This window comes from Arthrobacter sp. Ha26, assembly GCF_059091705.1.
Genome location: NZ_JBNHGX010000012.1, coordinates 1 through 24,768, shown reverse-complemented (window position 1 = coordinate 24,768; position 24,768 = coordinate 1). Strand labels below are relative to the sequence as shown.

Genomic DNA, 24,768 nt, shown 5'->3' with positions numbered 1-24,768 from the left:
CGCCCAATCCTCCACTGTGATCACCCACCCAATCGTTTGGAACGGGTGGCTCAGTTTTCAACCGTCACAATGGCTCACTTTTCGACCGTCACCGACAGTGTTCGTCATCATCGCCCGTCCTTCCACAACCCCGGTTACATTTTGGAACCCCGGTCAAGATTGAGGTGCCCCGGGATCGGGACGGATCGTTCGAGCCGGTGATGGTGCCCAAAGCGAAAACGGCGTCTGGACGGGATCGACCAGATCGTCCTCTCGCTGTCCTTCCGCCATGCCGGCCGCCAGCACTGCGACGGGATCGTCAAGGCGCTTAAGCCGGTCTACACGGCCCCATCAGAGAAAGCAGCGAAGGACCGGTTCGCCGAGTTCACGGCCGAGTGGGGCCAACGGTATCCGGCCATCGTGCGGCTCTGGGAATCCTCCAGGGCTGAATTCGTGCCCTTCTTGGAGTACGACGTGGAGATCCGGCGGGTGATCTGCACGACGAACGCGATCGAGACGATCAACGCACGTTACCGAAGAGCGGTGAGGGCCCGCGGGCACTTTCCGAACGAAACCGCTGCCCTGAAATGCCTGTACCTGGTCACCAGATCTCTTGATCCCACCGGCGGCGGTCGGGCACGCCGGGTGATGAGGTGGAAGCCTGCGCTAAACGCGTTCGCGATTACCCTCGCGGGCCGGTTCGAAAGAACCACTCAATAGTGAAAACCGGCCGGACCCCACACACCGTTTATCGGACAGTCCCTTCGAGGTCGGGGGTGTCACTGCAAGGCCGCTCTGCGCTGGAGTCGCACTTCGCGGGGAATCATTGGAGAGGTTCGGTTCAGGTCTGGAAGTAAAAATGCGTGTGGGCGGCACACCGCTCGTTCAGTCGAGCGGCACAGTTGGGGCACGATGTGGTCGCCAGGTAAGCGTTTATGGACATCTCGCCTTTGCACACACCGCACAGAACTGCTGGCTCTGCCCACTCGTTCCTTGGCCATGTTTGGGCACGGTGGTCTGCCTCCTCCTCGTGACAGAGATGGCAGGGATAGTACAGAAGACAGCACTTGAACTTTATGGCTATCACATCTACGTCGGTGTGATAGTGAATGCAGCGGGTTTGGTCGTCTACGGTTTCCCCGAAGATTCTCATAGCCATGATCCGGCCTCGCTTACTTCACGCGGCGCACGAGGATGTCCGGGAAGGCCCTATGGGCGGCCACCGCGGCAGCGGATGCCACTGCGTCCTTCAGGATGTCGCCCGGGTAGAAGATGAGGTCACTGGCGAAGGCAGCCTGCCATGACAGCTTGAGGTTGACCATCATGCCGAGCACGCCGAGCAGGTGCGATGCGACCACGGTGACCACGACCGCGGCGAGGAAGAACCAAAGGCCGCGCCGCTTGGCGGGGAGGCGCCGGATGATTTGCTCGGCGGCTATGCCAACGAGCAGAGCGGCGAGGAGGAATCCCACGATGTATCCGGCGGATCCGCCGGCGAGGACGGCCAGGCCCGCCCGGCCGCCCGAGAAGATCGGCAGCCCGGCGAACGCAAGGAGTAGGTAGAGGGCCACCGCTGCGGCGGCCCGTGATCCGCCCAGGACGAGGCCTGTAACCATGATAGCGAGGGTCTGCAGCGTGATTGGCACCCCCAAGCCGCCGACGGGAATGCCTGGGACGATCGCCGAGGCTGCGATCAACGCGGCGAACACGGAGATAAGGGCCAGCGGCTGCGCAGCCCACAATGGACGCGGCGTGCGGCGGCTGTTCTGGGCAGGGCGGGGCGGTGCCGAGGTCGAGGTCGTCTGGTGGCTCATGGTTCCTCTTGTGAATAGTGGTGGGGTCCTCCGAAGAAGGCTACAGAGACCTCTCTACGGTCATTTTGTAGCGAAGCCACGACTGCGCCCACGATCTATGGATCAATTGCCACAAACCAGCGATTTGCCTTGCAGGGCTCTCGTCCATGGCCTGACGCGCAAAGGTGTCCGCGTCGAGTTCGTGAAGGAAAGCCTGCTCTTCACCGGCGAGGACTCCCCCATGGGCAACCTGATGCTCTCCGTCATGGGCGCCTTCGCCCAGTTACAACGCTCCCTGATCAGGGAACGGCAGCGGGAAGGAATTGGCCTGGCGAAGCAGCGCGGAGCTTGAAAGGCCGGAAAAATCCCCCGACCCCGAAGGGGCAACCGAACTCGTGAATCGCGCTGAGAACGGTTCCGAAAGCCGTCCTGGCCCACGCTACGGCATCAGCCTGAAACGGCCTATCAGTACCTCCGTCAGCCCGGGGCCACCTGGCTTGCGCAGGCGAGAATCCTTGATCAGGGGCCCGGACGGGAGTTCGCAGTCTTAGCGCTGGCATGAGAGCGTGTGTGGCCGTCTGCCAGGAGTTCTCTGCCAGTTCCCCGCCTCGCCAGGCTGAGCGTGGGCTTGGCGCAGCAGCAGTAAGGCGCCAAGCATGGGGCGTCGTTCACCGGAGGTGAAGGAGATCCGCGGCACTTGGCAGAGAGCACGGTTGCCGACTGGCAGGTAACTATGAAGCTGGGGCTCCGCCTCGAGGAGCAGTGACTCACAAGGATGACCGTCAGAAAGGCCGCGCAACGTCCTTGTGCGGCCTTTCTGGTTACAAGGAACAGTAGCCTTCTGCTGGATTGCCGTCCTCAGGTTGGACTTCGGTTCATCTCGGCCTAGTTCCTGCGACCATGCTCCCGCCGCCTACATTCAAACGCGGGATGAAGATTCCGTGAACCTGACGCGGCTTAGGAATGCTCGCTCCGGTGACTCTGATCTGTCTACAGCTGGGGGCAATTCGGGGTTATCCACGGCTGGGGTATTGAGGGAGCCAACGAGGTAGCTGCCTGGCAGCAGTAGCGGTGGATGGCCCATGATAATTGTCCCGGGTGTGGGCGGTTGGACCGCTTCTCCATGGATCACAGCTTCCAGCCCGTCGTTTCGGAGGGCCAAGCACGGAATCTGTTAGGTCCACCTGTGCGCAACCTGGGGCACCTTTCAGAAGTATGAAGTGCACGCGTCGGCTTTGGTTCCCTGGGTTCAATGCTCTGCAGCAGGAGGAGTCTTCTGTGGTGCTTCGGAAGACATGGGCCTGTCCCGTGTGTGCTGTGCCCAGCCGGCGTGCAGGTAGGTCGGCTGGCCCGCGAGCCATGTTCCGAGGACTTCAATGTCACCGAGGTGGTTCTGGTGGATCTGGAAGGGGTCAGCTGAGAGTAGGGTCATGTCTGCGTGCATCCCAGGCCGTAGCTGTCCCCATTCATCCTCGGCAAAGGCCTGGTGGGAAACGCCGGAAGTGTAGGCTGCCAGTGCTGTTGCGACATCCACCCGCTCTGTAGGGATCCAGCCGCCGGCGGGAAGCCTGTCTGTTGTCTGTCGTGTTACAGCAGTGGCCAGCCCTGGAAGGGGATGATGTCCTGTGACTGGCCAGTCGCTACCGAAGGAGAGCGGGATGCCGGCTTTCGCCAGTGACGCTATCGGATACTGATGTTCAGCCCGGGGGGAGCCGAGCCGGGGGATGGTCAGTAACTGCATGACGTCGTCGGAACATGCCCATAATGGTTCGAAGTTGGCTACCACGCCTAGTTTTGCCAGACGGGGTATGTCGTCCGGGTTGACGACCTGAAGGTGGGCGATCACTGGCCTGCGGTCGCGGGGTCCGGTTCGTCGTTCCAAAACTTCCAGGGCGTCCAGGGCCATCTGGACGGCCGCGTCCCCTATCGCGTGCAGATGGAGCTGGTATCCGAGTGAGTCGAACCTGGCCATTGCCTCCTGCAGTTCGTCAGGCAGCCAATTGGGCAGTCCCAGCTCGCCGGGTGCGTCCTCATAGGGGTCGAGCATGAATGCCGTGCGGCTTTCGATGATCCCGTCGAGAAAAAATTTGACGGTGTTGGCGGTCAGCATGTGGCTGGCAAGTTCCCGGACGCGGTGGCGCGCCGCATCGAATAGGGCGGGTTGATCTGCCCAGCCCAGTGGGTCTGCGCGGAACGCGAGATTGACTCTGGTGCTCAAGGCACCGGAGCTCGCAGCGGTCAGGTAGGCGGGAACATCATCAGGTTCAACCCAGGCATCCTGTACCCAGGTCACGCCTGCTGCTGCGAATCGTGCGGTGGCGGACCTCAGCGCCTCGACGCGGTCTTCCAGACTGTAGCCGGGGGCAACCTTGAGGACGAGGTCGATCGCGCCGGCCTCCATCAAAGTACCTCGGGGGGAACCGTCATCGCGCCGCGCGATCCTGCCCAGCGCTGGTTCCGGAGTGTCACGGTCTATACCGGCGGCGCGAAGTGCGGCAGAGTTCACCCAGACGGTGTGATAGTCCCAGGACTTCAGCGCAACGGGACGATCGGGTACCGCGTCATCGAGCCATGTGGCGTCGAAGATCCCCTCTGGGGCGAGCGTTGCATCGTAACTGGCACCAAGTATCCAGTCCTGCTCGGGATGCGCGCTGGCCCAAACTCTCACGGCTTCCACAATGTCGGGCACTGATGTGCAGGAACGTATGCTTGGGCCCATCTCTTCCAGCCCGCCAAACAGGGGATGGGCATGGCCGTCCGCGAATGAGGGCGAAAGGTAGCCGCCGCCAAGATCAATGGTTTCAACGGCCGGCGATGCGAGGGTCAGTGCTTCAGCGCCGACAGCGACGATGATGCCGTCTTGAACGGCAAGCGCCGACAGATGATGGGTCTCCTCAGATTGCTGGCGGAGTCCACCATGAGATGGCGCGATGGTGCCGTTGATAAAGAGCTTCAGTGTCATGGGAAGGCTTCTTCTTACTGGTGTTTACAAGCACCCGTCGTTGGCGGAGTTAGGCGTCCTCGAGTTGCAGGTGGGGTGTGGGCCGGCGGAATCCGTGGGTAAGGAAGGCCAGATATGCCAGACCGAGGCCAGCCCACGAGAGGCCCAGCGAAAATGACAGTCCGCTCAGGCTTGTCCACAGCCAAACCGTCAGTACAAGACCGATTCCGGGCAGCAATAGATTGTTGAGTGCTCCCTTCAGGCCCCGCTCCTTTTGCTTGATGAAGTAGTGCTTGATGACGGAGAGGTTGACCGCAGAGAAAGCCACGAGAGCGCCGAAGCTGATGAGCGAGGAGACCGTCGCCAGGTCGAGGACCAGGGAAAGCAGGGCGACAGCTGAGGTCAGGAGGATCGGAAGTACCGGCGTGCGCCAGCGCGGGTGGAGGCGTCCAAGGACTTGGGGAAGGACGCCGCTTTGTCCCATGGAGTAGATGATGCGCGAAACCGAAGCCTGGGAGGTCAGGGCAGATCCGAGGCTTCCTGCGATGTAAGCAGAAGTGAAGAACGCAACTAAAAGGTTTCCCCCGGCAGTGGCAACAACTTCGATGGCCGCGGAGTCCGGGTTGGAGAACGTGCCGACAGGAAGCAGGAGGTGACTGATGTACGCCAGGCCCAGGAAAATCAGCCCGGCGACGACCGTAGTGATGATGATGGCTTGTGGGATGCTCCTCTGCGGGTTTTTGGCTTCTTCTGCGAAGGTCGAGATAGCGTCGAAACCTAGGTAGGACAGGCAAAGGATGGCCGCGCCGGCAAGGATAGGGGACAAGCCCTCAGCTCCCTCGACTCCCGTGAAGGGGGCAAGGAGATCAACCCGGCCAGATCCAGTAACGGAAACGCAGGCGAGGATGACGAACAAGACGATGAACAGACCCTGCAGTCCCACAACGACGTAGTTGCTTCTGGTCACCGCTGTGATTCCGACAATGTTGAGCAGGGTTATCATCAGGACGGAGGCGCAGATGAAAAGCCAGGCGGGGACGGCCGGGAAGGCTGCGTTTAGGTAGATGCCGATCAGCAGGTAGTTAATCATCGGCAGGAGCAGATAATCGAGCAGCAGCGACCAGCCGGCCATGAAGCCCAGACCAGGGCTAAAGGATCTTGTGACGTAGGTGTAGGCGGAGCCTGCGAACGGGAAAGCCTTGGCCATCCGTCCATAAGAACGGGCAGTGAAGAGCATGACCGCCAAAGCTGCCGCGTAAGCCGCGGAGAGCCGCCCGCCTGTCAGCTCTACGACGATGCCGTAAGTGCTGAAAATCGTCAAAGGCACCATGTAGACGAGGCCCAGTAATACCAGCGTGGGAACCCCGAGCACACGGCGCAAACCGCTGCCCGTTTCCTTAGCCGCTGGACTTGGGCTGTTCCCTGCGAGGGGAGTGTGGGTATCGGAAGTGGAGCTCATGATGGTTCCTAAAGAGTCGGGCCTCGGAAGCCGGCCGGTAAGCGCAGGTGCGGGGAAAGCTCGAATGCGCAAGGGAAAGCGTGAGGAAAGGTGTCGTCCTCGACTACCTCCCGCATACGGTTCCAACTCTTAGTCGGTCCGCTTGTCGCATCCATAAATGAATGTGGTTCATTTAGTAAATCAGTGACGTCAGTCACTCGTCAAGCGGCTGGAGTGCTCTTCCGCCGCCGCGCACCAGCCCGCGGGGGCAGCGTTGGAGCAGTAGAAGGTGTCCTCGTTCGCCTGGGCGACCTCCGCCCGGGTATCGCCCCTTACCGCGGAGGCGCAGGGTTCAGTATCGGGTTCAGTCTTGATCGGCGCAGTCTTCGCATGAGCGGCTGCAGCCTCCAGCCACCGCAACCAAAAACTCAATGACATCGGAACAGAAGTCATCGCCCACCCCGATGTAAGCACCGACAACTCGCTGCCCTTCGGCGACTGAAACCCGCCCAGAAAGCCCTCTTCAGGGGCACCCCCCTGCCCATTTTCAAGGGCCGATAATGAAGATTATGTAAGGCTGCGGCTAATAGGGGTCCCCAAGAAGCCTCATAGCGGCACCCTAAGCCGGCACTCCGCACCTTCATCAGTCGCAGCGTTCAGGCCTATGCTGGCGCGCGGCAGCAATCGGGCCCCGTTCCTTGTGATTGGCGAAGCTCCGGTCAAATAGCGGTTGACCGGAGCTTCGGTCCATTATGTGCGCCCGAACCTGAGGATTCCCTGTGAGCGAGGGCGTTGGTTCTGGTTGGCCAACCTTCCTACCAACTGAAGGTGGTTCAGCTAAAACCACTTCTAGCAGCTTATGAAGGTGCTCCCGAAAGCAGCCCAAGGGCTTTTCCTGCGAGCATGGTAAGAATTTCCCGCTCGTTTCTGTGTAGGAGCCTAGCCGGGCGGCCTCAATTCCCCAATGCACCCGCGAAATCCAAACAGGGACCTAGGGCGGCTCCCCGACCCTACTTTCACCCCGCCCTCTGAGCCGGCGTTCCGGTAGTGCGGCGGCCACTCCGACGGTCGCGTTATGTCAAGGGGTTGCCTTGGCAACCTCCCACCGGCTGCAAAAAATCTTTCTGTAGAGGTGCTCGCCAAAAAATTATCATTTGCCTAATGCTCTGGCTGGCTTTGGCTTCAAAACGTTCTGCTCGAAGGACGCCCTGAAACTCTGGCGGAGTTGCTCTCTCTTGAAGGTGAAAAGACGGCTTTCGAGATCAGAAATATAACGCCGCAATCGCGATTGATCATCGGGCGAATGGGAACCGATCGAATAGGAAACCATGCATAGCAACTTAACCGCTCGAGCCATTACCTTCGTATTTCTGTGCTTACTCGACACTTGTTCGAGTTGCTTAACCCATCCTTGGGGTTGGACGTCCAAAAGGAACACGGAAGCGCCTAACGCGGCGTCGGGATCATTGGCAAAGTCCGGGTCTGCTATCGCTTCTGCCAAGGCTGGCACAAGACGGGTAGTGCTAAGTGAACTAGCCATACCCCCGTGGATAATCATGACTGGAGAGTAACCTGTCAGGGTGTTGACGAACCTTTCTCGCCGTTCTTCAGATACATGGAATGATGCAGCCACTTTCTCAATGGTCCTTCGAGCCGCTTCAACGAGCTCTGCGGAGTCTGCAAAAAGAGACCCGAGTTTCGCCCAGCCTTGGAGTACCTGAACCAAGACCTCACGTTTCAGGGAGGGATCAGCGATCAGGATGGAATCTCTGAGAGCTGTTGAAACGACATCCAGGGCTGTTGAGTAGCGATAAAAGTCGGGAAGATCTTCGGGCAATGTGAGCGGAGATCCCTCGTTGCGCTGGCGAGGAAACGCTTCAAGATCGTCCGGCGCGTCCGGTGAATAATCGTTGTCGCCATCTGAAAGCTCACGTTCTACAAACGCGCCCTCAATCCGTTCCAACCTCTCCTCCAGATCTTCGGGAGCCTCAATTGTTTTAACTGGCTCGTGGATCGAGCGTGAGTTGCCTACGCCGTCATCCATTGCCGTGAAGAATTCACTAAGCCGTGTCAGGAGATCGATGTCTGACCGCTCGAGGGACGGATAGTGCTTCAATACGGGTGCGAAAAGGAGCGGATCGGCCAGGAGGTAGTCCCGAAAGGACTTATCTTTGGTTGCAGCCTTTGCGGCAAAGATGAACAGGTAGCTGCTGTGAGAAAAAAAGATGCGGCCAGCATCGTGGGAAAGGACCTTGCGCCTACGCAGATTTTGTAGCAGGTCCGCAGCAGACTCCGGAATACCGCGATCACTGAAATAACTACTTATACGACTAACAACTTCTGCTTCCGGGAGTGACCCGGCTTCACTTCGTATAAAGAATTCGGCAAGATCAGAGAGAACAGCAGATCGCAGGTCAGAATCCATTCCCCATCTTGAGTCTTCGGCAATATCCCCTCGACCAATGAGCTGATTCAGATACAGATCCAATAAAGTCGTGTGCGAGCTATTAGGTCCAACAACGTGACCCGCAGTGAGAACGGAGATTAGGAGCGAAACTGTAAACGGAGTCCGAGGAAGGTGCTGCTGCTTTAGGATGCTAACCACGTTGTCTTCAATGGTTTGGGAGCGCGACGGTTCGGCAAGACTTACCAAATCACGAATGTCAGACCTCGAGAGTTCTCCGACATAACGCACAGTGTGCTGTAAACCGACGCCTCCTAGGAGCTTAGCAAGCTCGCCTTCGAACCCTTCCTTGCAGCTTAGGAAGACGGGCGTTCCCAACTCGGACATGCGCACGAGTTCTTCTATTGTCTGCTCAACAATACGAGACGAGAAGGGATGCACATCATCAATACCAACGATGAGCTTCGGCAGCGGGGCGCCCTTGCTCATAGCGGCACCGGTCTCTCGCACTCGATTCCGCAACGCGTTGGTCAGCGGTTTTCCTCCACGATTCAACTCGGAGAATTCCACGAGAACCGGAGCGGATCCCAACGTCGTCTTGGATGCCTCCTCCAATAGCCAATATAGAGCGGTGGTTCGGCCCGAACCTTCTGGGCCAGCGACTATGGTTATGCCCTGGGTTGCGGCTACCTCTCGGGGATCACACCGCTCAAGCTGCTCTGAGGTGAAGCCTTCTTCATCCTGTGATTCTTTTGACGCCTGGAATTGTTCGTTTGAGAGCGGCAACAATACGGGCGGCGCGACCAGTTGGCCGAGCGTGCGCTCGTCCAAGTCGTCGAATTTTTCGCAGACGATCGAAAGATCACGAACACGAGCGGTGAGAATGTCCCGCGCGAGTTCCACATGGTTTCGCCGAAGGACCACCGCAGAGTCATCTGCGTGGAAGCGCTCCAAGAAGCCCGGGAGATCTGCCCACGTTGAACCGTAGCTCACGGGTGTGATGTGGTCAGAGCCATGAACTCGGTTCAGACCCTCCAGCTCGGAGTCTCTACAGAGCCGAAAGTGGGGAACATTAGAAGCTTCAAACGTCTGCTTGTGCCACGCAAGCAGACGGGAAAAGTTGGGATCGTCCAAGCCATCTCCAACGCCGACGTACACCAGCGATGTCACCGACGAGGCCGCTTGCTGAAGCGCCTGCAAGGGAGCTGACTGAAGAACGCGGGTGTAATCCGCCTCGGACAAAACCACAGAGTCGCTCTCACTCCAGACGCCGTGCAAGTGACCGACTTGAGTAGACGTTCGTGACAGTACCTTCTGCATGCCTGAGGGGTTAGTCCAACATGCGGTTTGCCGCCCGGTTGCCTGCTCTATCAGGGTGTCATAGTTCGTTGTCAAAATGGGGCACCGCAGTTTGTCCAGGGCAACTGCCCAACTTGTATCAGATAAGGGCAGTGCGCCTATGGTCTTCGCAAACCAATTGTGCTTGCCTTGCCCACCCAGCTCGCCAATTTTGTTAGCGATGAGGCTGGCGGCAGAAATGAGCATGTTGGTATCGCCCTCCTCCAGGGCAGACGACAAGACCATCTCAACTGTTGACTTCCAATTTGAGCCCGCCTGAGTGTGTTCCATCGCCCAGTCAATGCTTTGTCGGAGGAAACCAACCCAGTTTGCACCAGGAGCGTTACTGGAACAGGACATGGAGAGCCCGGTGCCAACAATTAGAGTCGCTCGATTCTCGGAAAAAGCAGATTCCAGCCCCGATTTGCTCGCTTCCGCGTCGATCATGGATTAGTCCCCATCTTCATTTGAAGGCCCACGCTGACGGGAAGACCCCCGGTAGCCAGCACTAGATCATATCCATCGGATCCTGCGACCAAGCGCTATATGCCCCTGCGAGCTGCCCTTTAACGAGGGATGTGAGCTAGACGGACGGATCCCCCTCCACAACGATGGAGTAGGCTCGCTGTCGCCGTTGGGGCCCTTGGAAAGCAAGCATTTGATGACATGGGGTGGTGACTTGACGGAATATCCATTATCGGCTCTTCAGGTCTGGAAGCGGAAGTGGCTATGAAAGCTCCCGCCTTGAGGGCGAATCCATGGTTTTTCAGCGGAATCTCTGCGTGCCCGTGCAAGATAGTTACTGCCCTGATGCTGAAGCGCTGCAGTTGCCTGGCGCAGGACATTTCGGGCGTATGGTGCATGAGTCCACGCACAAGAACCAGGCATGGACTTGAAAACAACATCATAAGCATGCTTATTATGTGGATAGCGGCGTGCGAACGGCTGCCAACCAGCGGAGGAGACACCGTGGGATTGGGCGACAAGATTGAAAACGCTGCCGAGAAGGCCGGCGGTAAGGGAAAGGAAGCAGCCGGCGCTGCCACGGGCGATGAAAGCCTGCGGACCGAGGGCCAGACCGACCAGGCCAAAGGCGATCTGAAGCAGGCCGGCGAGAAGGTCAAGGACGCTTTCAAGAAGGACTGACCACACCACGGCGAAGGACGCGCTCAGCGAACGGGGAGCGTCCTTTTGCTTGCCCGCAATAGCAGCGAGCAGGAATGGTCACTCGCCGTTTCCGCCCTGTCAGCCGGAAGGCCTGGGTCTCCCCCGCCGCAGGTAAATGCCTTGGCCGGATGCGGGTACCCGCCACCGCCACCCGGGTGCCCTTCAGCCTGCGGCCCTACCGTGGACAGCGGAGCCGGTGGCGAAGGTGTACGGCTGAGACCACGTGCATCTCCCCCAGCCGCCGCCGGCCCCAACCTTTTGCTGGCGACAGCAGCTCTGGCGGTACTCCTCCTGGAGCTGCCGGTCAGGTGCGAAGGATTCTGATCCCTTCCCTGTGGTCGAAGGCACGGCGGCCCCGGCCTCCGTGATCCACTATCCAGATCACTTCTGAGCTGACGGTCTTGGCGTCTACGATGCCCGGCGATTCATCTTCATTGGCTTCGATGACGACTACCTCGTCACCTGGTTCCAACTTTTTCCAGTTTTGTTTGTGCTTTTTTGTCTTCATGGTCGTCCTTTCGGCAAAGTACGGCGGGCGTCGGCACGTCTGTGAGCCAAATTTGGAAGGTCGGCGGAAGCGGGCACGGTATCTGTGCCGGCCCGCTTCCGCCGTGGTTAGAATCGGTACAGTTTTTCGGGGTTGTCTACCAGGATGCGTTTCCGGTCCCGGTGGTTGGGCACCCAGCAGGCGAACATGTCGAGCATGGCTGCATCGTCGGGCATTGGCACTTCGCCCCGGGACGCGGTGGGGTGTGGCCAGTCGGTGCCCCAGACCATGCGTTCTGGGGCGTGGCGGGCAAAGGCTGCGCCGATGCCGGCGCGGTCGCTGTAGGACGGTGGTCCTACCTGGGACTCGTGGTAGACGCCGGAGAGCTTCACCCAAGTGCTGCCTTCATCCACGAGCCGGGTGACGGCGGCGTACGTGGGGTGGGATGTGCCGGCAGATCCTGGGATGCGGCCCATGTGGTCGATCACGAGGTCTGTGGGCAGGCCGGTGATGCGTTCGAGGTTTTCCAGTATGCCTTCTGCTGTCATGTGGATTTGTACGTGCCAGCCAAGGTCGGCGATGCGTGCTGCCAGTGGCCGGATCAATTCGGCTCCCGCCCCGCCGGGGCGGGTTAGGTTAAACCTGATACCCCGGATACCGGCCTCGTCCATCTCGCGCAGCTGGGAATCGGAGAAGCTGTCGTCGATGACGGCAACCCCTCGGGCGTGGTTGAATCCGAGCTGGCTGATGGCATCCAGTGTGACCCGGTTGTCGGTGCTGTAGTTGGACGGGGTGACCACGACGGTGCGTTTAGTACCGATCCGGCGTTGCAGAAGCCGGTAGTCATCGACCGTGGCCCGGGGCGGCGGGGTGGCAGTGGGCAGCGGATAGGGGAATCGCACCGGATCGTAAATGTGCATGTGGCAGTCCGTGGCCTGCCCGGGAACCCGGTAACTCGGCCGCCCTGTTCCCGCCGAGAATGGTGCCTCGCGAACGTCCGATGCGTGAACGGCGGTGGATCCGACTGCTGTCAGGGCAGCGCCCGCCAGCGCACCCTGGAGGATAGCTCGGCGGTTAATTGAGCCTGTGCTCCTGTTGAAATCGACAGCCTGTCGTGCGTTGTGAACCATGTGATCTCTCCCTTGAGATGGATAGCTGTTCTTACTGGCACGGCCCGTGCGGAGGATGTCCCCGCCCGGGCCGTGTGTCTTCAGATACTTGCGGCTTTCACTGCCACAACTGGGCAGTCGGCCTCGAGCAGAATGCGCTGGGCGGTACTTCCCAGGAAGAGCTTGCCGATCGGGCTGCGCCGCCGCAGCCCGATGACAATCAGGTCGGCCTGATACTCTTCTGCAGCATCGAGCACCTCGGCGGTGGCATGGTGGCCCCGAACCGGGTGGAGGATCACATGCCCGACGCCTTCTTTGTCGAGGCGTTGATCAATGTCATCCATTTCGGGCTCCCCGGCGTAAGGGGTATCGACCAGCGTGTAGCCCTTCGACGAGCTGATCACGACGAGCAGTTTGCCGTTGCTGTGTGCTTCCAAATGGCGTAGTCCAGCGTGGCGTTGCCCTCGGGTGTGGGGACGTAGCCAACAACAATGCTCATTCGTGCTCCTGATGCTTGTCAGTAATCCGGTGAGGTTGGTTTCTAGAAGCCGAGGTAGACGTGTTCGAGGTGTTTGACCTTGGGGGCTTCGGCGAAGTGCGGACCGACGAGCCCGCGCCATGTGGCGAAGGCTTCGGAGTTGCGGAACCCGACGGTGTGGTCCTCGAGCGTTGCCCAGGAAACGGTGAGGATGTACTCGAGCGGGGTCTCGATGGAGCGGTCCAGGCGGAGGCTCAGCGCGCCGGGTGCTTTCTGGAAGAGGGGCGCAGCTTCAGCAACTGCGTCCTCGAACGCCAGCGCGGCGCCGGGCTTGATGGTCAAGGTCGCTATCTCTTGGATCATGATGCTCCTGCTTCCGTGGCTGCCGGCTGGTTGGCCTGTTCTTCATCAATACGGGTGCGCTCGGTCGTGCCGGCCATGGTCCGGGTCGCGTCGATGGAGGCGTAGGTCCAGAGGATCTTCATCGGCTCGGTGTCCGAGGCGTTGCGGAACCGGTGGATGATGTTAGCTGGCACGAAGGTGGTGTCGTAGGTGTTCAGGTAGTGCTCGGTCCCGTCGATGTCCACATAGGCGGTGCCTTCGATGACGGCGACGGATTCGACGCAGTTGTGGGAGTGGTGGCCGATGGCGGCGCCCGGGTCGAAGGTGGTGATCCCGTTCAGGAACGTGGTGGCGCCCAGGTGGGCTCCGACCAGGGGAATGGTGGAGGCGCCGTTGCCGCGGTCTTTGCGGGGCAGTTGGGCCGGGCGCAGGATGACGGCGTCCACGGAACTGATGCTGGTGCAGATGTGCGTCATGAGGTTTCCTTAGTCGGCGACGGCGACGGCGGGCGTTGCGGCGGTTGCGGTGCCGGTCCAGAACGTCTTCATGTTGGTGAATTCCCGGATGCCGTAGGAACCGAGTTCTCGGCCATAACCGGAGTTTTTGATGCCGCCGAAGGGCAGGCGCGGATCGGAGGCGACCATGCCGTTGATGAACACGGCTCCCGCGTCGATCTTCGGCAGCAGCTCGGCCGTTGCCTTGTCGGTGTCCCGGGTCCAAAGTGCGGCGCCGAGGCCGAACTCGGTCTGGTTGGCCAGGTCGATGGCTTCCTCAGTGGAGGAGGCGCGGATGATGGCCGCGACCGGGCCAAAGGTTTCCTCGTCGAAGGCCGCCTGTCCGGGGCGGACGTGGTCGATGACGGTGGGCTCGTAGAAGTAGCCGGGCCCGTCAACGATGTTGCCGCCGAGGATGATCTTCCCGCCGTTTTCTGCTGTGCGGATAACTTGGTCATGGAGTTCGGCGCGGAGGTTTTCCCGGGCCATCGGGCCGATGGTGGTTGCCCGGTCGGTCGGGTCGCCGACGACGAGTTCGCGGGTGCGGGCCAGGAACTCTGCGACGAATTCATCGGCGATCTTTTCGTCGACGATGAAGCGCTTGGCGTTCACGCAGGACTGTCCGTTGTTGGTGAAGCGGGCCTTGACCGCGACCTTCGCCGCCGCCTTGATGTCAGCGTCGGCCAGGACAATGAAGGGGTCTGAGCCGCCGAGCTCCAGGACCTGCTTCTTCAGCGCCTTCCCGGCCTGGGCGGCAACGATCCGGCCGACCTGGGTGGAACCGGTCAGGGTGACCGCGGCGATCCGGTCATCGGCGATGAGACCGGCGACCCGGTCGGATTCGATCAGGACCGTGGCAAACAGGCCGGCGGGCAGCCCAGCCTTGTCCATTATTTCTTCCACGGCCAAGGCCGAGGCCGGGACGTTGTTCGCGTGCTTGAGGATCGCGCCGTTACCTGCGGCCAGGGCCGGAAGGGCAAAGCGGAAGAACTGCCAGAAGGGGTAGTTCCACGGCATGATGGCGAGCACGACACCGAGGGGGTCGAAGACTACTCCGGAGGAGGCGGCGTCTGATTCGATGATTTCCGGGGCGAGGAAGCGGGGTGCGTGCTCGGCGTAGTAGTCAGCCGTCTTGGCGCACTTTTCGATTTCCGCTTCGGCTTCGGTGATGGGCTTGCCCATTTCCAGGGTGATCAGGCGCGCGTAGTCGACTTTGCCTTCACGCAGGACCTTGGCGGTGTTGCGCAGGATCTGGACCCGGTCCTCGACCGGGACGGGCCGCCAGGCCTTCTGGGACTCGACGGCTGCGGTCAGGGCGCCATCCACCTGCTGCTCGGTATGCGCATCGAATGTCCGGATCTGTTCCCCGGTGACCGGGTTGATCGTGGAAATCATTTCGTCTGTTCCTTAGAAAGTAGGGCTTCTGCCGCATCCATCGCCGGGGCTGTCTAGAGGCAGCACCGGCGACGGATGGGGGTTTGATGTCGTTACGCGGACGCCTGGGAGACGCGCTCCCGCGGCAGGGCTGCGATGACTTCGTCGGCGAACGCGCGGGTGCCCAAGCTTCCGCCGATGTCTCCGGTGCGGGTCTGCGGGTTGGCCAGGACCGCTTCGACGGCAGCCTCAATGTCCGCTGCGGCAGCGATCAGCGCCAGGTTGTTGTCCCGGCGGCCACGCCAATCAAGCAGCATCGCAGCGGAGAGGATCAGCGAGGTGGGGTTGGCGATGCCCTGGTTGGCGATGTCCGGGGCCGAGCCGTGCTGGGCCTGCGCGACACCGATGTTGTCTCCGGCGTTCAGTGATCCGCCCAGTCCGAGGCTGCCGGAGAGTTCGGAGGCTTCGTCGGAAAGGATGTCGCCGAACATGTTGGTGGTCACGATGACATCGAAGGTGTGCGGGCGGCGGATCAGCAGGGCTGCTGCGGCGTCCACGATCAGCTCTTCGAGTTCGACGTCGGGGAACTCGGCGGCGACCTTGCGGACTTCGCGGAGGAACAGCCCGTCGGAAAGCTTGACGACGTTGGCCTTGTGGACGGCAGTGACCTTCTTGTTCCGGCCCTGGGCGATCTCAAACGCGGCGCGGGCGACCCGCTCGGAGGCCTTTGCAGTGACCTTGCGGACACTGAGGGCCATGTTCTCGTCCGGCATGAACTCGCCGGTCCCGGCGAACATATTGCGGTCCGAGTAGAAACCCTCGGTGTTTTCCCGGACGATGACCAGGTCCATGGGCGTGCGCAGGATGCTCAGGCCCTCACGGGAGCGGCAGGGCCGGACGTTGGCGAACAGCTCGAACTGCACCCGGAGCTCGCCGGAGGGGTTGAAGCCGCCTTCCTGCTTGGAGGGGTATTCGTAGTGGGAAACGGGGCCAAGAATGACCCCATCCACCTGGGGAATCCGGTCCATGACAGCTGCCGGAAGCGTGGTGCCCTGTTCGGCCAGGCTTTTGAGGCCGATGTCCTGGTGTTCGAATTCCAGCCCCAGGTTGTGTACCTGGTCAACGACTTTGAGGACATCAAGGGTGGTGTCGGTGATTTCCGGGCCGATGCCGTCACCAGGGAGTACGAGGATCTTCATGGGTGTGCCTTTCGGAAAGAATGCGGGAGCGGTCTAGTGGGTGATGCTGATGAGGATGAGTGCGCCGGCGACGGTGAGCCCACCGCCGATGCGGGTGGCGATCTGGGCGAAAGGCATGAGCTGCATCCTGTTGCTGGCGGTGAGGATGGCGATGTCACCCGCGCCGCCCATGCCGCTGTGGGTGCTGGCCACGATGCCGGCTTCAACCGGGTGCAGCTTCACCCAGCGGGCGGCGAAGAAGCCTCCGGCGACCATGGCCGTAACGGTGGTGATGATGGTGATCAGGTTTGCCGGAGCGAACCCTGCGATCAGGCTCTGCCAGGGGGTCTGGATGAGGCTGAAGCTGAACAGGATGGGGAAGGCGACCGCTGTCAGGGCAAACCGGTACACGACTTTGGACCCGGCCTGGATGCGGGGCGTTACCCCGTGGGCCAGGGCTAGCAGCACGGCAGCGAAGAGCATGACAACCGGGGCGGGCCAGGACAGGACGGTGAAGGCCAGGACGCCGAGGAGGTAGAGGGAGACGGCGACGATGCCGGCGGCAGCAACCGCCTTCAGGTCAAGGCCGGTCTTCTTTTCCTCGGCCGCAGCTTCGAGCAGGTCGCTGCCGCCGGGCTCAAGCTGACCGTTGCCGGTCAGCCGCGGGAATCGCTTGCCAACAAGGGCCAGGGCACCGGCGAGAATGACGGCGGTGAGGTTGCCGACCATGATCGGGGGCAGGACGCGGGCCAGCGCCTCGCCCTGGTCCATTCCCAGGATCTGGGAGTAGCCGATGGTCAGCGGGATCGCTCCCTCACCCACGCCGCCGGCCATGATCGGCACGACGGTGAAGAAGAAGGCGTCATGCAGGCCCAGGCCAAGGAGAGCGCCCATGCCGGTTCCTGCCACGACAGCCAGGACGCTGCCTGCCAGAAGCGGGACGAAGATCTTAAAGAAGCCCTTGATCAGGACGTGGCGGTCCATGCTCAGGATGCTGCCGACGATGACGGCGGCGATGAACAGGTTCAGGACCTTGCTGCTGGAGAAGAAGTCGCCAACGGCCTTTTTCATGGGCTCGGGAACCAGTCCCAGGTAACCCAGCAAGGACGGGATGAAGGTGACCAGGACGGCGCCTCCCCCGATATGGCGCAGCAGCGGGAGCCGGTTGCCGATCTCGCCCAGGGTGAAGGCAAACACCGCCGAGATGGCGATGACCATGGCCAGTTCACCGGTGACGCCCTTGGTGAGGGTAAAGGCGAAGAGCAGGACGATCAGGAGCAGGTAGAACGGAAGGGGAATGATCCCGATATCTGTATCCATGAGCTTCCACCACAGCGCCCTTCCCTTGGGAAGGGCGCCTGCGGTGGATTCAGGGGGTTGCAGTGCGGTCTTTGATTCTGGAGTAGACATCGTCGTCCTCGGGTCAGTGATTGACGGGGAAAGGGTTAGGAAGCAGCAGGGCCGAAGCCGAACAGTTCGGCGGGGTTGTCCACCAGGATCTGCTGGACGGTCTGGGGGGACTGGAGCCAGGAGACAAAGCTGCTGGTTTCAGCGATGTCGTCGATGTCCCGGAAGGGCTCGACGGTGGCCGCTCCCCTGCGCTTGCGGTCCGCTCCCCCGCCGGTGTGGGGCCAGTCGGAGGCCCAGACGAGGCGTTCGGGGCGGGTATCGATGAGATAGCGGATGATGGCCGGGAGGGCCGGTGAGGCTGCACCGCTGGCGGCGACGCGGTAGGGGGCCGAAAGCTTGACCCACACGTGCGGCAGGGAAAGGAGTTTCGCTACCTGCTCCAGCCCGGCCACGGCACCATCGTCACTGACTTTGATGCCACCGAAGTGATCCAGGATGACCGGCACCGGCGAGCCGGCAATGACGTCCTCGGCCCCTGCCAGCGACGCGGCGCTGCAGAAGAGCTCCACGGCGAGGCCGTAAGGCTCAGCACGGGCGATGAGCGCCTTCAGCGGTTCGCGGATGTCCGCTTTGCCGCTGTCGGGGTTTGATTTGACGTTCAGCCGCAGGCCGCGGACCCCGGCAGCGTGAAGAACCTCAAGTTCTCCGTCGCTGGTTTCAGGGCCAACGACAGCCACTCCCCTGGCCCGCGTTATGCCATGCAGCTTGAGGGCCGCCAGCAACGCCGAGTTGTCAGTGCCGTAGACGCTGGGCTGAACGAAAACGAAGCGCTCAAGTCCAATCCTGTTCCCGTACGCCTGCACATCCTCCAGAGCAGCCATGCCGGGCGTGTAATCACGATCGTCCGCGTAGGCGAACCACGCAGGATCAAACACATGCACGTGGGTATCAATGGCCCCTACGGGCACTACGCGGTGAATCACATCGGACATGGGCTACTTCCTCACTGCTCTGTGTGGCGGACGTCGGTGACGAACACAACAAGCATGACAACAATGCTGGTTTTTTGCAATCGAAAAAACCAGCAACCGGTTTTTGGGTTGGTAAAATACCAGTTGGACCCTGAGGTCATCCGGCCGCCCGGTACGGTGGAGAAAGAATTGACCGCAGCAAAGGAGTGCAGGTGCCAGCTAGTGCTGCCGGAAGTACAGAACTGACTTCCATGATTGAAACCGAGATCCGCACCTACCTCCGAGACGAGAGCCCGTCGGTAGGCGAACGGCTGACTGAGCGCTTCCTGGCCGACCGCCTCCGGGTGTCGAGGTCCCCTATCCGGAAGGCGCTGCAGGAGCTGCAGCGGGAGGGAACGCTCACCCGGACAGAGACGGGTGGCTATGTGGTTGCCAGGACGGGCCAGGACATCCTCCTGCCTGAAGCCGCCACCGAACCGGCCGACGACAGCGCCTACATGAAAATCGCCGCCGACCGCCTCAACGGAGTGTTGCCCGAAAGAGTGACCGAAAACGGGCTGATGCGCCGCTATGACCTCACCCGAGGCCAGGTCAGCCAGCTCCTGCTCCGGATCTCAGCCGAGGGGTGGATCGCCCCCCTTCCAGGTTACGGCTGGGAGTTCCTCCCGGTCCTTACGTCGGTAAAGTCCTACCGGGACAGCTACCACTTCCGCCTTGTCGTCGAGCCCGCCGCCATCCTGGAGGACACCTTTGTCCTGGATCGGGAGGCTGTGCGCGAACGAATGCGGGAACAACAGGAGCTGGTCGACGGCAGGATCTGGACAATCTCAGGGTCGGAACTGTTCGATCTCAACACCCGCTTCCATGAGACCGTTGCCCAGTGCAGCAACAATGACTTCTTTATCGAGAGCCTGGCGCGCATCAACCGCCTGCGGCGGCTGATCGAGTACCGTCAGGCACTGGTCCCCGAACGCGCCGTGGTCCGATGTGGCGAGCACGTCGAACTGGCCCGGCTGCTCCTCCAAGGCGAGCTCAAAGAAGCTTCCACCCACCTGCGCACGCACCTCTCCACCGTCGGCAGCGAAAAATCCCGGTAGATACAGCCGTGAACGACGCCGGAAGGCTCTAACTCCGGCCGCAGCCTTACCCCCGGCGTTGGGCCGAACGTCGACGCAAGCTTGGCCCCTTCATCGGCTGATCCGCGGAGCCGCGCGACGGTCGGGGGCCTCGTCATCCCGCAGGCCGCAGAACAAGCCGCCGCGGCGCCGCTCCGCCGCGCCCCGCTTGCGTGCATTACGACGCTGTACCGCGTCCCCTCGGAGAACCGTGACTGCCCGGTGGCGAACCATCACCCCAGCAGAGGCGACGCGGATGCCGTCGAACGCTACCGCACCCCGGCCCCACCCCCTTGGTATTTCGCCTGAGCAAAAACCGGATGCTGGTCTTTTAGCTTGTAAAAAACCAAGCTTCTTGTCATGCTGTGTTGTGTTCGTCACGGACGATAACCAAGAAAGCGGGAAGTCAATGAAGATCAGTTCCCTCGACGCCGGCAGTTCCTCGCCGGTTCTACAGCAGCCATCGCCGCCGCGATGAAGTACTGAAAAAACTTTTGATCTAGTGGTTGACTGGTCGACCACTTAGCCCCATGATTGTGTGAGCAGCCTCATTGGCTGACTAGAGTCACGGAAGACATTCAAGACCAGCCGTGCAGCCTCAAGGGAGAGAAGCAATGACTGAATTCAAGACGGCCCCGCCTTCCGGGCCCCGTCGTCGGGTAGTAATGACCGCCGGCGCTGCTGCCATCGCCGCCCTGATGGGACTCACCGCCTGTGGAGGTGGATCCGGCCAGGCCCAGACGCCTGCACCGGAGAACTCCATTGCCGTGGGTGATTACCCGGACTATTACCCGGCCGATTACAAGGACCTGGTCGCCGCCGCCGAAAAAGAGGGCGGCGAGCTGACCATTTACTCCAACACTGACCAGGAAAACTGGGACCCGGTACTGCGGGACTTCAAGAAAAAGTATCCTTTCGTCACGAAAATTTCGGCCAACAATCTGGACAGTGACGAGGTCTTCCAGAAGGCCTTGAGCGAAAAGGCGACCGGCGGATCCAAAGCTGATATTTTTGCCTCCAGTGCAGCGGGTGCCTGGGCTGACTTTGCTGCCCGTGAAGGGATGCTTGCCGACTACACTTCTCCGGAACTGGCCAAGCTTCCGAAATTCGCCTCGTTGCTTCCCGGTGTGGTAGCCATGTCGGCTGACCCTCAGACCATTGCCTACAACACGTCCCTGCTGACCGAGAAGCCTGACAGCCTGGAGGCCCTGGCCGCGCAGATTAAGGCCAAGCCTGGTGACTTCGAAAACATGATCGGTGTCAGGGACCCAAAGGGGGCCTTCGGGTTCACCATGTTCTATAACCTGACCCAGGCGCGCCCCAAGGCGTGGGATTCGCTGGCTACCATTCTTTCAGCCGCACGTCCTGAAACGTCCTCTGGCACTCTTTCCGAAAAGGTCCTGGCGGGCGAGTACCAGGCCGGCGTCCTGGTGACGGCTGCGCCTGCCTTCCCGGTCGTGAAGAACAGCAACGGCCTGTTCGATATAGCCCTTCCGAAAGACGGAACCGTCGTTATCCCTCGCGGGCTGGGTGTTTCCGCCGACGCACCGCACCCGGCCACGGCAAAGCTGTTTGAAGACTTTGTGATTTCGCAGGAGGGACAACAGGCAGTACTGGAGGGCGGCCTCTCGTCCTACCGCGAGGGCGTCAAGTCGGTCCAGTTCGCCCTCACTTACCAGGATGTCGTGGCAGAGGTCGGCGACAACATCATCGTGGCCCCCTACGAGACTGTCCCGGCGGACAAGGTGAAGGAATTCACTGACCGCTGGCAGAGCCTCCTCAAGTAGCACCTGGTGCAAGGATCTGGAACAAAAATCATGAAAACACTCCCCGAGGTCGCTACTGCTCCGGCGGAAGCCCCTTCGCGAACTGACTACCCGGCTCCGAAGTACCGCAAGGTCCTGGGCGCCGACCGCAGCCAGCTGCTTTTCTGGGCCACCATCGTTATTCTGGCGTTCCTGGTCCTTGCACCTGTGGTCCCCACGCTCTACCAGTCGGTGCTGGACCGCCCTCTGTACGAGGAGGGCGGTCTGTTCACCATGAAGAACTTCAGCCGGCTCTTCACCGAGGCCGGCTTCGGAATGGTGGCGTTGAACACGCTGCTCTTTGCTGTGATGACGACGGTGATGACGCTGCTGATCGCCGTGCCGATGGCTATCGTGGTCATCCGCACCAACATCCCGGGCCGGAAGTTCTTCGGTGCGGCCATGCAGTGGCCGTTCTTCATCTCTTCCCTGATCCTGGGCTTCGGCTGGATCACCATGTATGGGCCCGCAGGTTTCGCCAGCGTCCAGGTCAAGCGGATGTTGGGGTTCCTGCCGTGGGACCTCTACACGCTCCAGGGTATGGCGATCACTGAAGCGGTGGCTCTGGCCCCGATAGCGTACGTCTTTTGCGCCAATGCCCTGCGCAATTCCGACGCTTCCCTTGAGAGCGCTGCCCAGACCGTGGGCGCCGGACCGTTCCGGATCCTGTGGTCCGTGATTATCCCGATGCTGCGCCCGCCCATGGTTTACAGCTCGGTTCTGGTCTTCAGCATGTCCATCGAAACCCTCTCCATCCCGCTGCTCTACGGCCAGCCTGTAGGAATCACCGTCTTCGCGACCTTCCTGTACAAGAATGGCCTCCAGTCCATCGACCCTGATTACGGCATCCTGGGCGCGGCATCGGTGATCATCCTTCTGGTGACTATCCTGCTCGTCGCCGTCCAGGCCAAGCTGCTCAAGGACGCCAAGCGCTTCGTTTCCGTCCGCGGCAAGGCCACCCGTCCGCGGCTGCTGGAACTGGGTTGGGTCAAATGGCTCGCCGTTGCCTTTATCAGCATTTACGTGGTCATCGGCGCTCTGGTCCCGATCCTGGGTCTGGTCATGCGCTCCTTCACCAAGGTCTTCACTCCGCTGCAGAACCCGCTGTTGTCCCTGACGATGGGCAACTACCAGCGCATCTTCGAATTCCCCGTCTATGTGAACTCGATCCGCAACAGCCTCATCGTTGCCCTGGTCGGAGCGGTGCTGGTCAGCACGCTGGCCGTCGTCGCGGTCGTTGTTTCAAAACGCTCAACGTTCCGCTACCGCAAGGTCATCGAGTACCTGGCGCTGGCCCCGCAGGCCATGCCGGGCCTGATTATCGGCATCGGGCTGTTCTGGGCGTTCGCGTTTCTGCCGTTCAACATGGGTTCCCTGGTTCAGGGCACCATCTGGGCCATCATCATCGGCTTCGGCCTCCGCGCACTGCCCAGCGCCTTCGGCTCCATCTCACCGGCGGTAATGCAGATCGGCGAAGAACTGGACAACGCGGCCCGCGTCAACGGCGCCGACTGGATCAAGATGTTCACCCGTGTTCTTGCGAAGCTCCTCACCCCAGCGTTCGTCGCCGCTATGGTCCTGACCTTCGTGGTGATGATGAAGGAATACTCACCGGCGATCTTCCTCGGCTCCGCCGACACCAACATCATCGGCACCACCATGCTCGAGCTCTGGGTCCAGGGCAACACCGGATCGGTCGCCGCCCTGGCCACCATCCAGATCGTCATCACCGCAGTCTTCGTCGGGATCGCCGGCCTGCTCATGAAAGGAAAGAAAGATGCCTGACGTCGTCGTCAAGAATCTCCGCAAAGACTTCGGAGGAAACACCGTCCTCCACGAAGTGAGCTTCACCATCAAGGACGGGGAGTTCTTCACCCTCCTGGGCCCCTCCGGCTGCGGCAAGTCCACGACCCTGTCCTGCCTTGCCGGTCTGGAACAACCCACCTCAGGCTCCATCGCCGTCGGAGAGACTGTCCTGGTCGATGACTCCTCCAAGAAGTTCGTCCCGCCGGAGGAGCGCAATCTGGGCATGGTATTCCAGTCCTACGCGCTCTGGCCGCACATGACCCTGTCCGACAACCTTGCAATGCCGTTGAACATCCGCAAAGTGAACAAGGCCCAGCAGAAAACCCTGATCCACGACGCCCTGGACAAAGTCGGCCTGGCCCACCTGGCCCACCGCTACCCCCACCAGCTCTCCGGCGGCCAGCAGCAGCGCGTCGCACTCGCCCGCGCCCTGGTCTACTCACCCAAAGTCCTGCTCCTGGACGAACCGCTCTCCAACCTGGACGCCAAACTCCGCGAACAAGCCCGGGTCTGGCTCAAACGCCTCCAGTCCGAACTGGGCATCACCACCGTCTACGTCACCCACGACCAGGAAGAAGCCCTGGCAATGAGCGACCGCATCGCCGTCATGTCCAACGGCAACATGCTCCAGGTCGCACCACCGGAAGAAATCTACGAACGCCCCGCAACAGCAGAAGTCGCCGCCTTCATCGGCCGGTCCAACTTCCTCGACGGCACCATCACATCCACCATCGGGGACCGTGCCATCGTCAAACTCGACGACACCGGTGAGACTGTCACCGCAGTCCTTACGGGCGACATGCGCGACGGCGACCCCGTCACCGTTGCCTTCCGCCCGGAGAAGGCAACGTTGGCACCCGAAGGAGACCCGATTCCGGCCGGAAACGTCGGCCTCCCGGTGGAAATCCTGACCACTTCATATGTCGGCTCACGCTATGAGTACGAACTGCGCTACGGCGCTCGAACCCTCGCGGTGGACAGCAAGAACAACGCCCTGCACGGAGACCTCACGCTTCTGGTCCCGATTGAGGCCCTGCGGCTCTACCCCCGGGCCAACGTTGTTTCCGCCGACGCCGCTGAACTCATGGCGGTCATCGCCTAGCTCCTGGTCCGTCAAAGAGACCTGGATATCAAGAAAAGGAAAAACCCGTGACTGAATCCAAGCAGTACCAGCTGGCCGTCCTGAACGGTGACGGCAT

19 protein-coding genes and 2 pseudogenes are annotated in these 24,768 nt (G+C 61.1%); 7 read left to right on the top strand and 14 right to left on the bottom strand.

Annotated features, from left to right (window positions below; genetic code table 11):
* Positions 1–258 precede the first annotated feature (258 nt).
* Positions 259–699, top strand: a pseudogene (locus AC5RVY_RS18980) (transposase); the annotation flags it as partial.
* A gap of 121 nt (positions 700–820) precedes the next feature.
* Here the strand turns inward: AC5RVY_RS18980 and AC5RVY_RS18975 are convergent.
* Complete coding sequence (locus AC5RVY_RS18975; RefSeq protein WP_493956244.1) at positions 821–1,132, bottom strand: CHY zinc finger protein; 312 nt, start codon at positions 1,130–1,132, stop codon at positions 821–823.
* Between the two features lie 19 nt (positions 1,133–1,151).
* Complete coding sequence (locus AC5RVY_RS18970; RefSeq protein ID WP_493956242.1) at positions 1,152–1,793, bottom strand: biotin transporter BioY; 642 nt, start codon at positions 1,791–1,793, stop codon at positions 1,152–1,154.
* Between AC5RVY_RS18970 and AC5RVY_RS18965 the strand changes: the two genes are divergently transcribed.
* The gene (locus AC5RVY_RS18965; RefSeq protein ID WP_493956241.1) at positions 1,792–2,124 is read left to right on the top strand and encodes a recombinase family protein; all 333 of its coding nucleotides are present in this window, start codon (positions 1,792–1,794) and stop codon (positions 2,122–2,124) included. The two genes, AC5RVY_RS18970 and AC5RVY_RS18965, sit on opposite strands and share 2 nt — an antisense overlap.
* 897 nt (positions 2,125–3,021) lie before the next feature.
* Here AC5RVY_RS18965 and AC5RVY_RS18960 read toward each other — a convergent pair.
* The 3 genes from AC5RVY_RS18960 to AC5RVY_RS18950 form a co-directional block, all read right to left on the bottom strand.
* Complete coding sequence (locus AC5RVY_RS18960; protein WP_493956240.1) at positions 3,022–4,734, bottom strand: amidohydrolase; 1,713 nt, start codon at positions 4,732–4,734, stop codon at positions 3,022–3,024.
* A 49-nt stretch (positions 4,735–4,783) separates the two neighbouring features.
* Positions 4,784–6,172 (bottom strand): APC family permease, encoded by a 1,389-nt coding sequence (locus AC5RVY_RS18955; protein WP_493956239.1) that lies wholly within the window; start codon positions 6,170–6,172, stop codon positions 4,784–4,786.
* Positions 6,173–7,301: 1,129 nt separating this feature from the next.
* Positions 7,302–10,340: an SIR2 family protein gene (locus tag AC5RVY_RS18950; protein ID WP_493956238.1), complete on the bottom strand. Its 3,039-nt coding sequence runs from the start codon at positions 10,338–10,340 to the stop codon at positions 7,302–7,304.
* A gap of 522 nt (positions 10,341–10,862) precedes the next feature.
* Here AC5RVY_RS18950 and AC5RVY_RS18945 point away from each other — a divergent pair.
* Positions 10,863–11,039 (top strand): CsbD family protein, encoded by a 177-nt coding sequence (locus AC5RVY_RS18945; RefSeq protein ID WP_493956243.1) that lies wholly within the window; start codon positions 10,863–10,865, stop codon positions 11,037–11,039.
* 325 nt (positions 11,040–11,364) lie between these two features.
* Here AC5RVY_RS18945 and AC5RVY_RS18940 read toward each other — a convergent pair whose 3' ends face one another.
* The 9 genes and pseudogenes from AC5RVY_RS18940 to AC5RVY_RS18900 all read right to left on the bottom strand — a co-directional run bounded on the left by AC5RVY_RS18940 (position 11,365) and on the right by AC5RVY_RS18900 (position 18,864).
* Positions 11,365–11,568 carry a hypothetical protein gene (locus AC5RVY_RS18940; RefSeq protein WP_493956237.1) on the bottom strand — a complete coding sequence of 68 codons (204 nt, stop codon included), beginning with the start codon at positions 11,566–11,568 and terminating at the stop codon, positions 11,365–11,367.
* Positions 11,569–11,675: 107 nt separating this feature from the next.
* Entirely contained in the window at positions 11,676–12,467 is a 792-nt protein-coding gene (locus AC5RVY_RS18935) for an amidohydrolase family protein (protein ID WP_493956236.1), read from the bottom strand.
* A gap of 290 nt (positions 12,468–12,757) precedes the next feature.
* Positions 12,758–13,155, bottom strand: a pseudogene (locus AC5RVY_RS18930) (universal stress protein).
* 42 nt (positions 13,156–13,197) lie between these two features.
* Positions 13,198–13,497 (bottom strand): antibiotic biosynthesis monooxygenase family protein, encoded by a 300-nt coding sequence (locus tag AC5RVY_RS18925; RefSeq protein ID WP_493956235.1) that lies wholly within the window; start codon positions 13,495–13,497, stop codon positions 13,198–13,200.
* Positions 13,494–13,952 carry a cupin domain-containing protein gene (locus tag AC5RVY_RS18920; protein ID WP_493956234.1) on the bottom strand — a complete coding sequence of 153 codons (459 nt, stop codon included), beginning with the start codon at positions 13,950–13,952 and terminating at the stop codon, positions 13,494–13,496. The genes AC5RVY_RS18925 and AC5RVY_RS18920 overlap by 4 nt, the downstream gene beginning before the upstream one ends.
* A 9-nt stretch (positions 13,953–13,961) precedes the next feature.
* Complete coding sequence (locus tag AC5RVY_RS18915) at positions 13,962–15,365, bottom strand: NAD-dependent succinate-semialdehyde dehydrogenase (RefSeq protein WP_493956233.1); 1,404 nt, start codon at positions 15,363–15,365, stop codon at positions 13,962–13,964.
* Between the two features lie 92 nt (positions 15,366–15,457).
* A complete protein-coding gene (locus AC5RVY_RS18910; RefSeq protein ID WP_493956232.1) occupies positions 15,458–16,543 on the bottom strand; it encodes an isocitrate/isopropylmalate dehydrogenase family protein in 1,086 nt (361 codons plus the stop codon).
* A gap of 33 nt (positions 16,544–16,576) precedes the next feature.
* Positions 16,577–17,932 (bottom strand): 2-hydroxycarboxylate transporter family protein, encoded by a 1,356-nt coding sequence (locus tag AC5RVY_RS18905; protein ID WP_493956231.1) that lies wholly within the window; start codon positions 17,930–17,932, stop codon positions 16,577–16,579.
* Between the two features lie 35 nt (positions 17,933–17,967).
* Complete coding sequence (locus tag AC5RVY_RS18900; protein ID WP_493956230.1) at positions 17,968–18,864, bottom strand: amidohydrolase family protein; 897 nt, start codon at positions 18,862–18,864, stop codon at positions 17,968–17,970.
* 191 nt (positions 18,865–19,055) lie between these two features.
* On the opposite strand from AC5RVY_RS18900, the gene AC5RVY_RS18895 reads away from it, so the two are divergent.
* The 4 genes from AC5RVY_RS18895 (at position 19,056) to AC5RVY_RS18880 (ending at position 24,671) form a co-directional block, all read left to right on the top strand.
* Positions 19,056–19,940, top strand: a complete 885-nt coding sequence (locus tag AC5RVY_RS18895) for a GntR family transcriptional regulator (protein WP_493956229.1) — start codon at positions 19,056–19,058, stop codon at positions 19,938–19,940.
* A gap of 632 nt (positions 19,941–20,572) precedes the next feature.
* Positions 20,573–21,745, top strand: coding sequence for an ABC transporter substrate-binding protein (locus tag AC5RVY_RS18890; RefSeq protein ID WP_493956228.1), 1,173 nt, complete (start codon positions 20,573–20,575; stop codon positions 21,743–21,745).
* Positions 21,746–21,775: 30 nt separating this feature from the next.
* The gene (locus AC5RVY_RS18885) at positions 21,776–23,548 is read left to right on the top strand and encodes an ABC transporter permease (RefSeq protein ID WP_493956227.1); all 1,773 of its coding nucleotides are present in this window, start codon (positions 21,776–21,778) and stop codon (positions 23,546–23,548) included.
* The gene (locus tag AC5RVY_RS18880) at positions 23,541–24,671 is read left to right on the top strand and encodes an ABC transporter ATP-binding protein (protein WP_493956226.1); all 1,131 of its coding nucleotides are present in this window, start codon (positions 23,541–23,543) and stop codon (positions 24,669–24,671) included. The genes AC5RVY_RS18885 and AC5RVY_RS18880 overlap by 8 nt, the downstream gene beginning before the upstream one ends.
* Positions 24,672–24,768 lie beyond the last annotated feature (97 nt).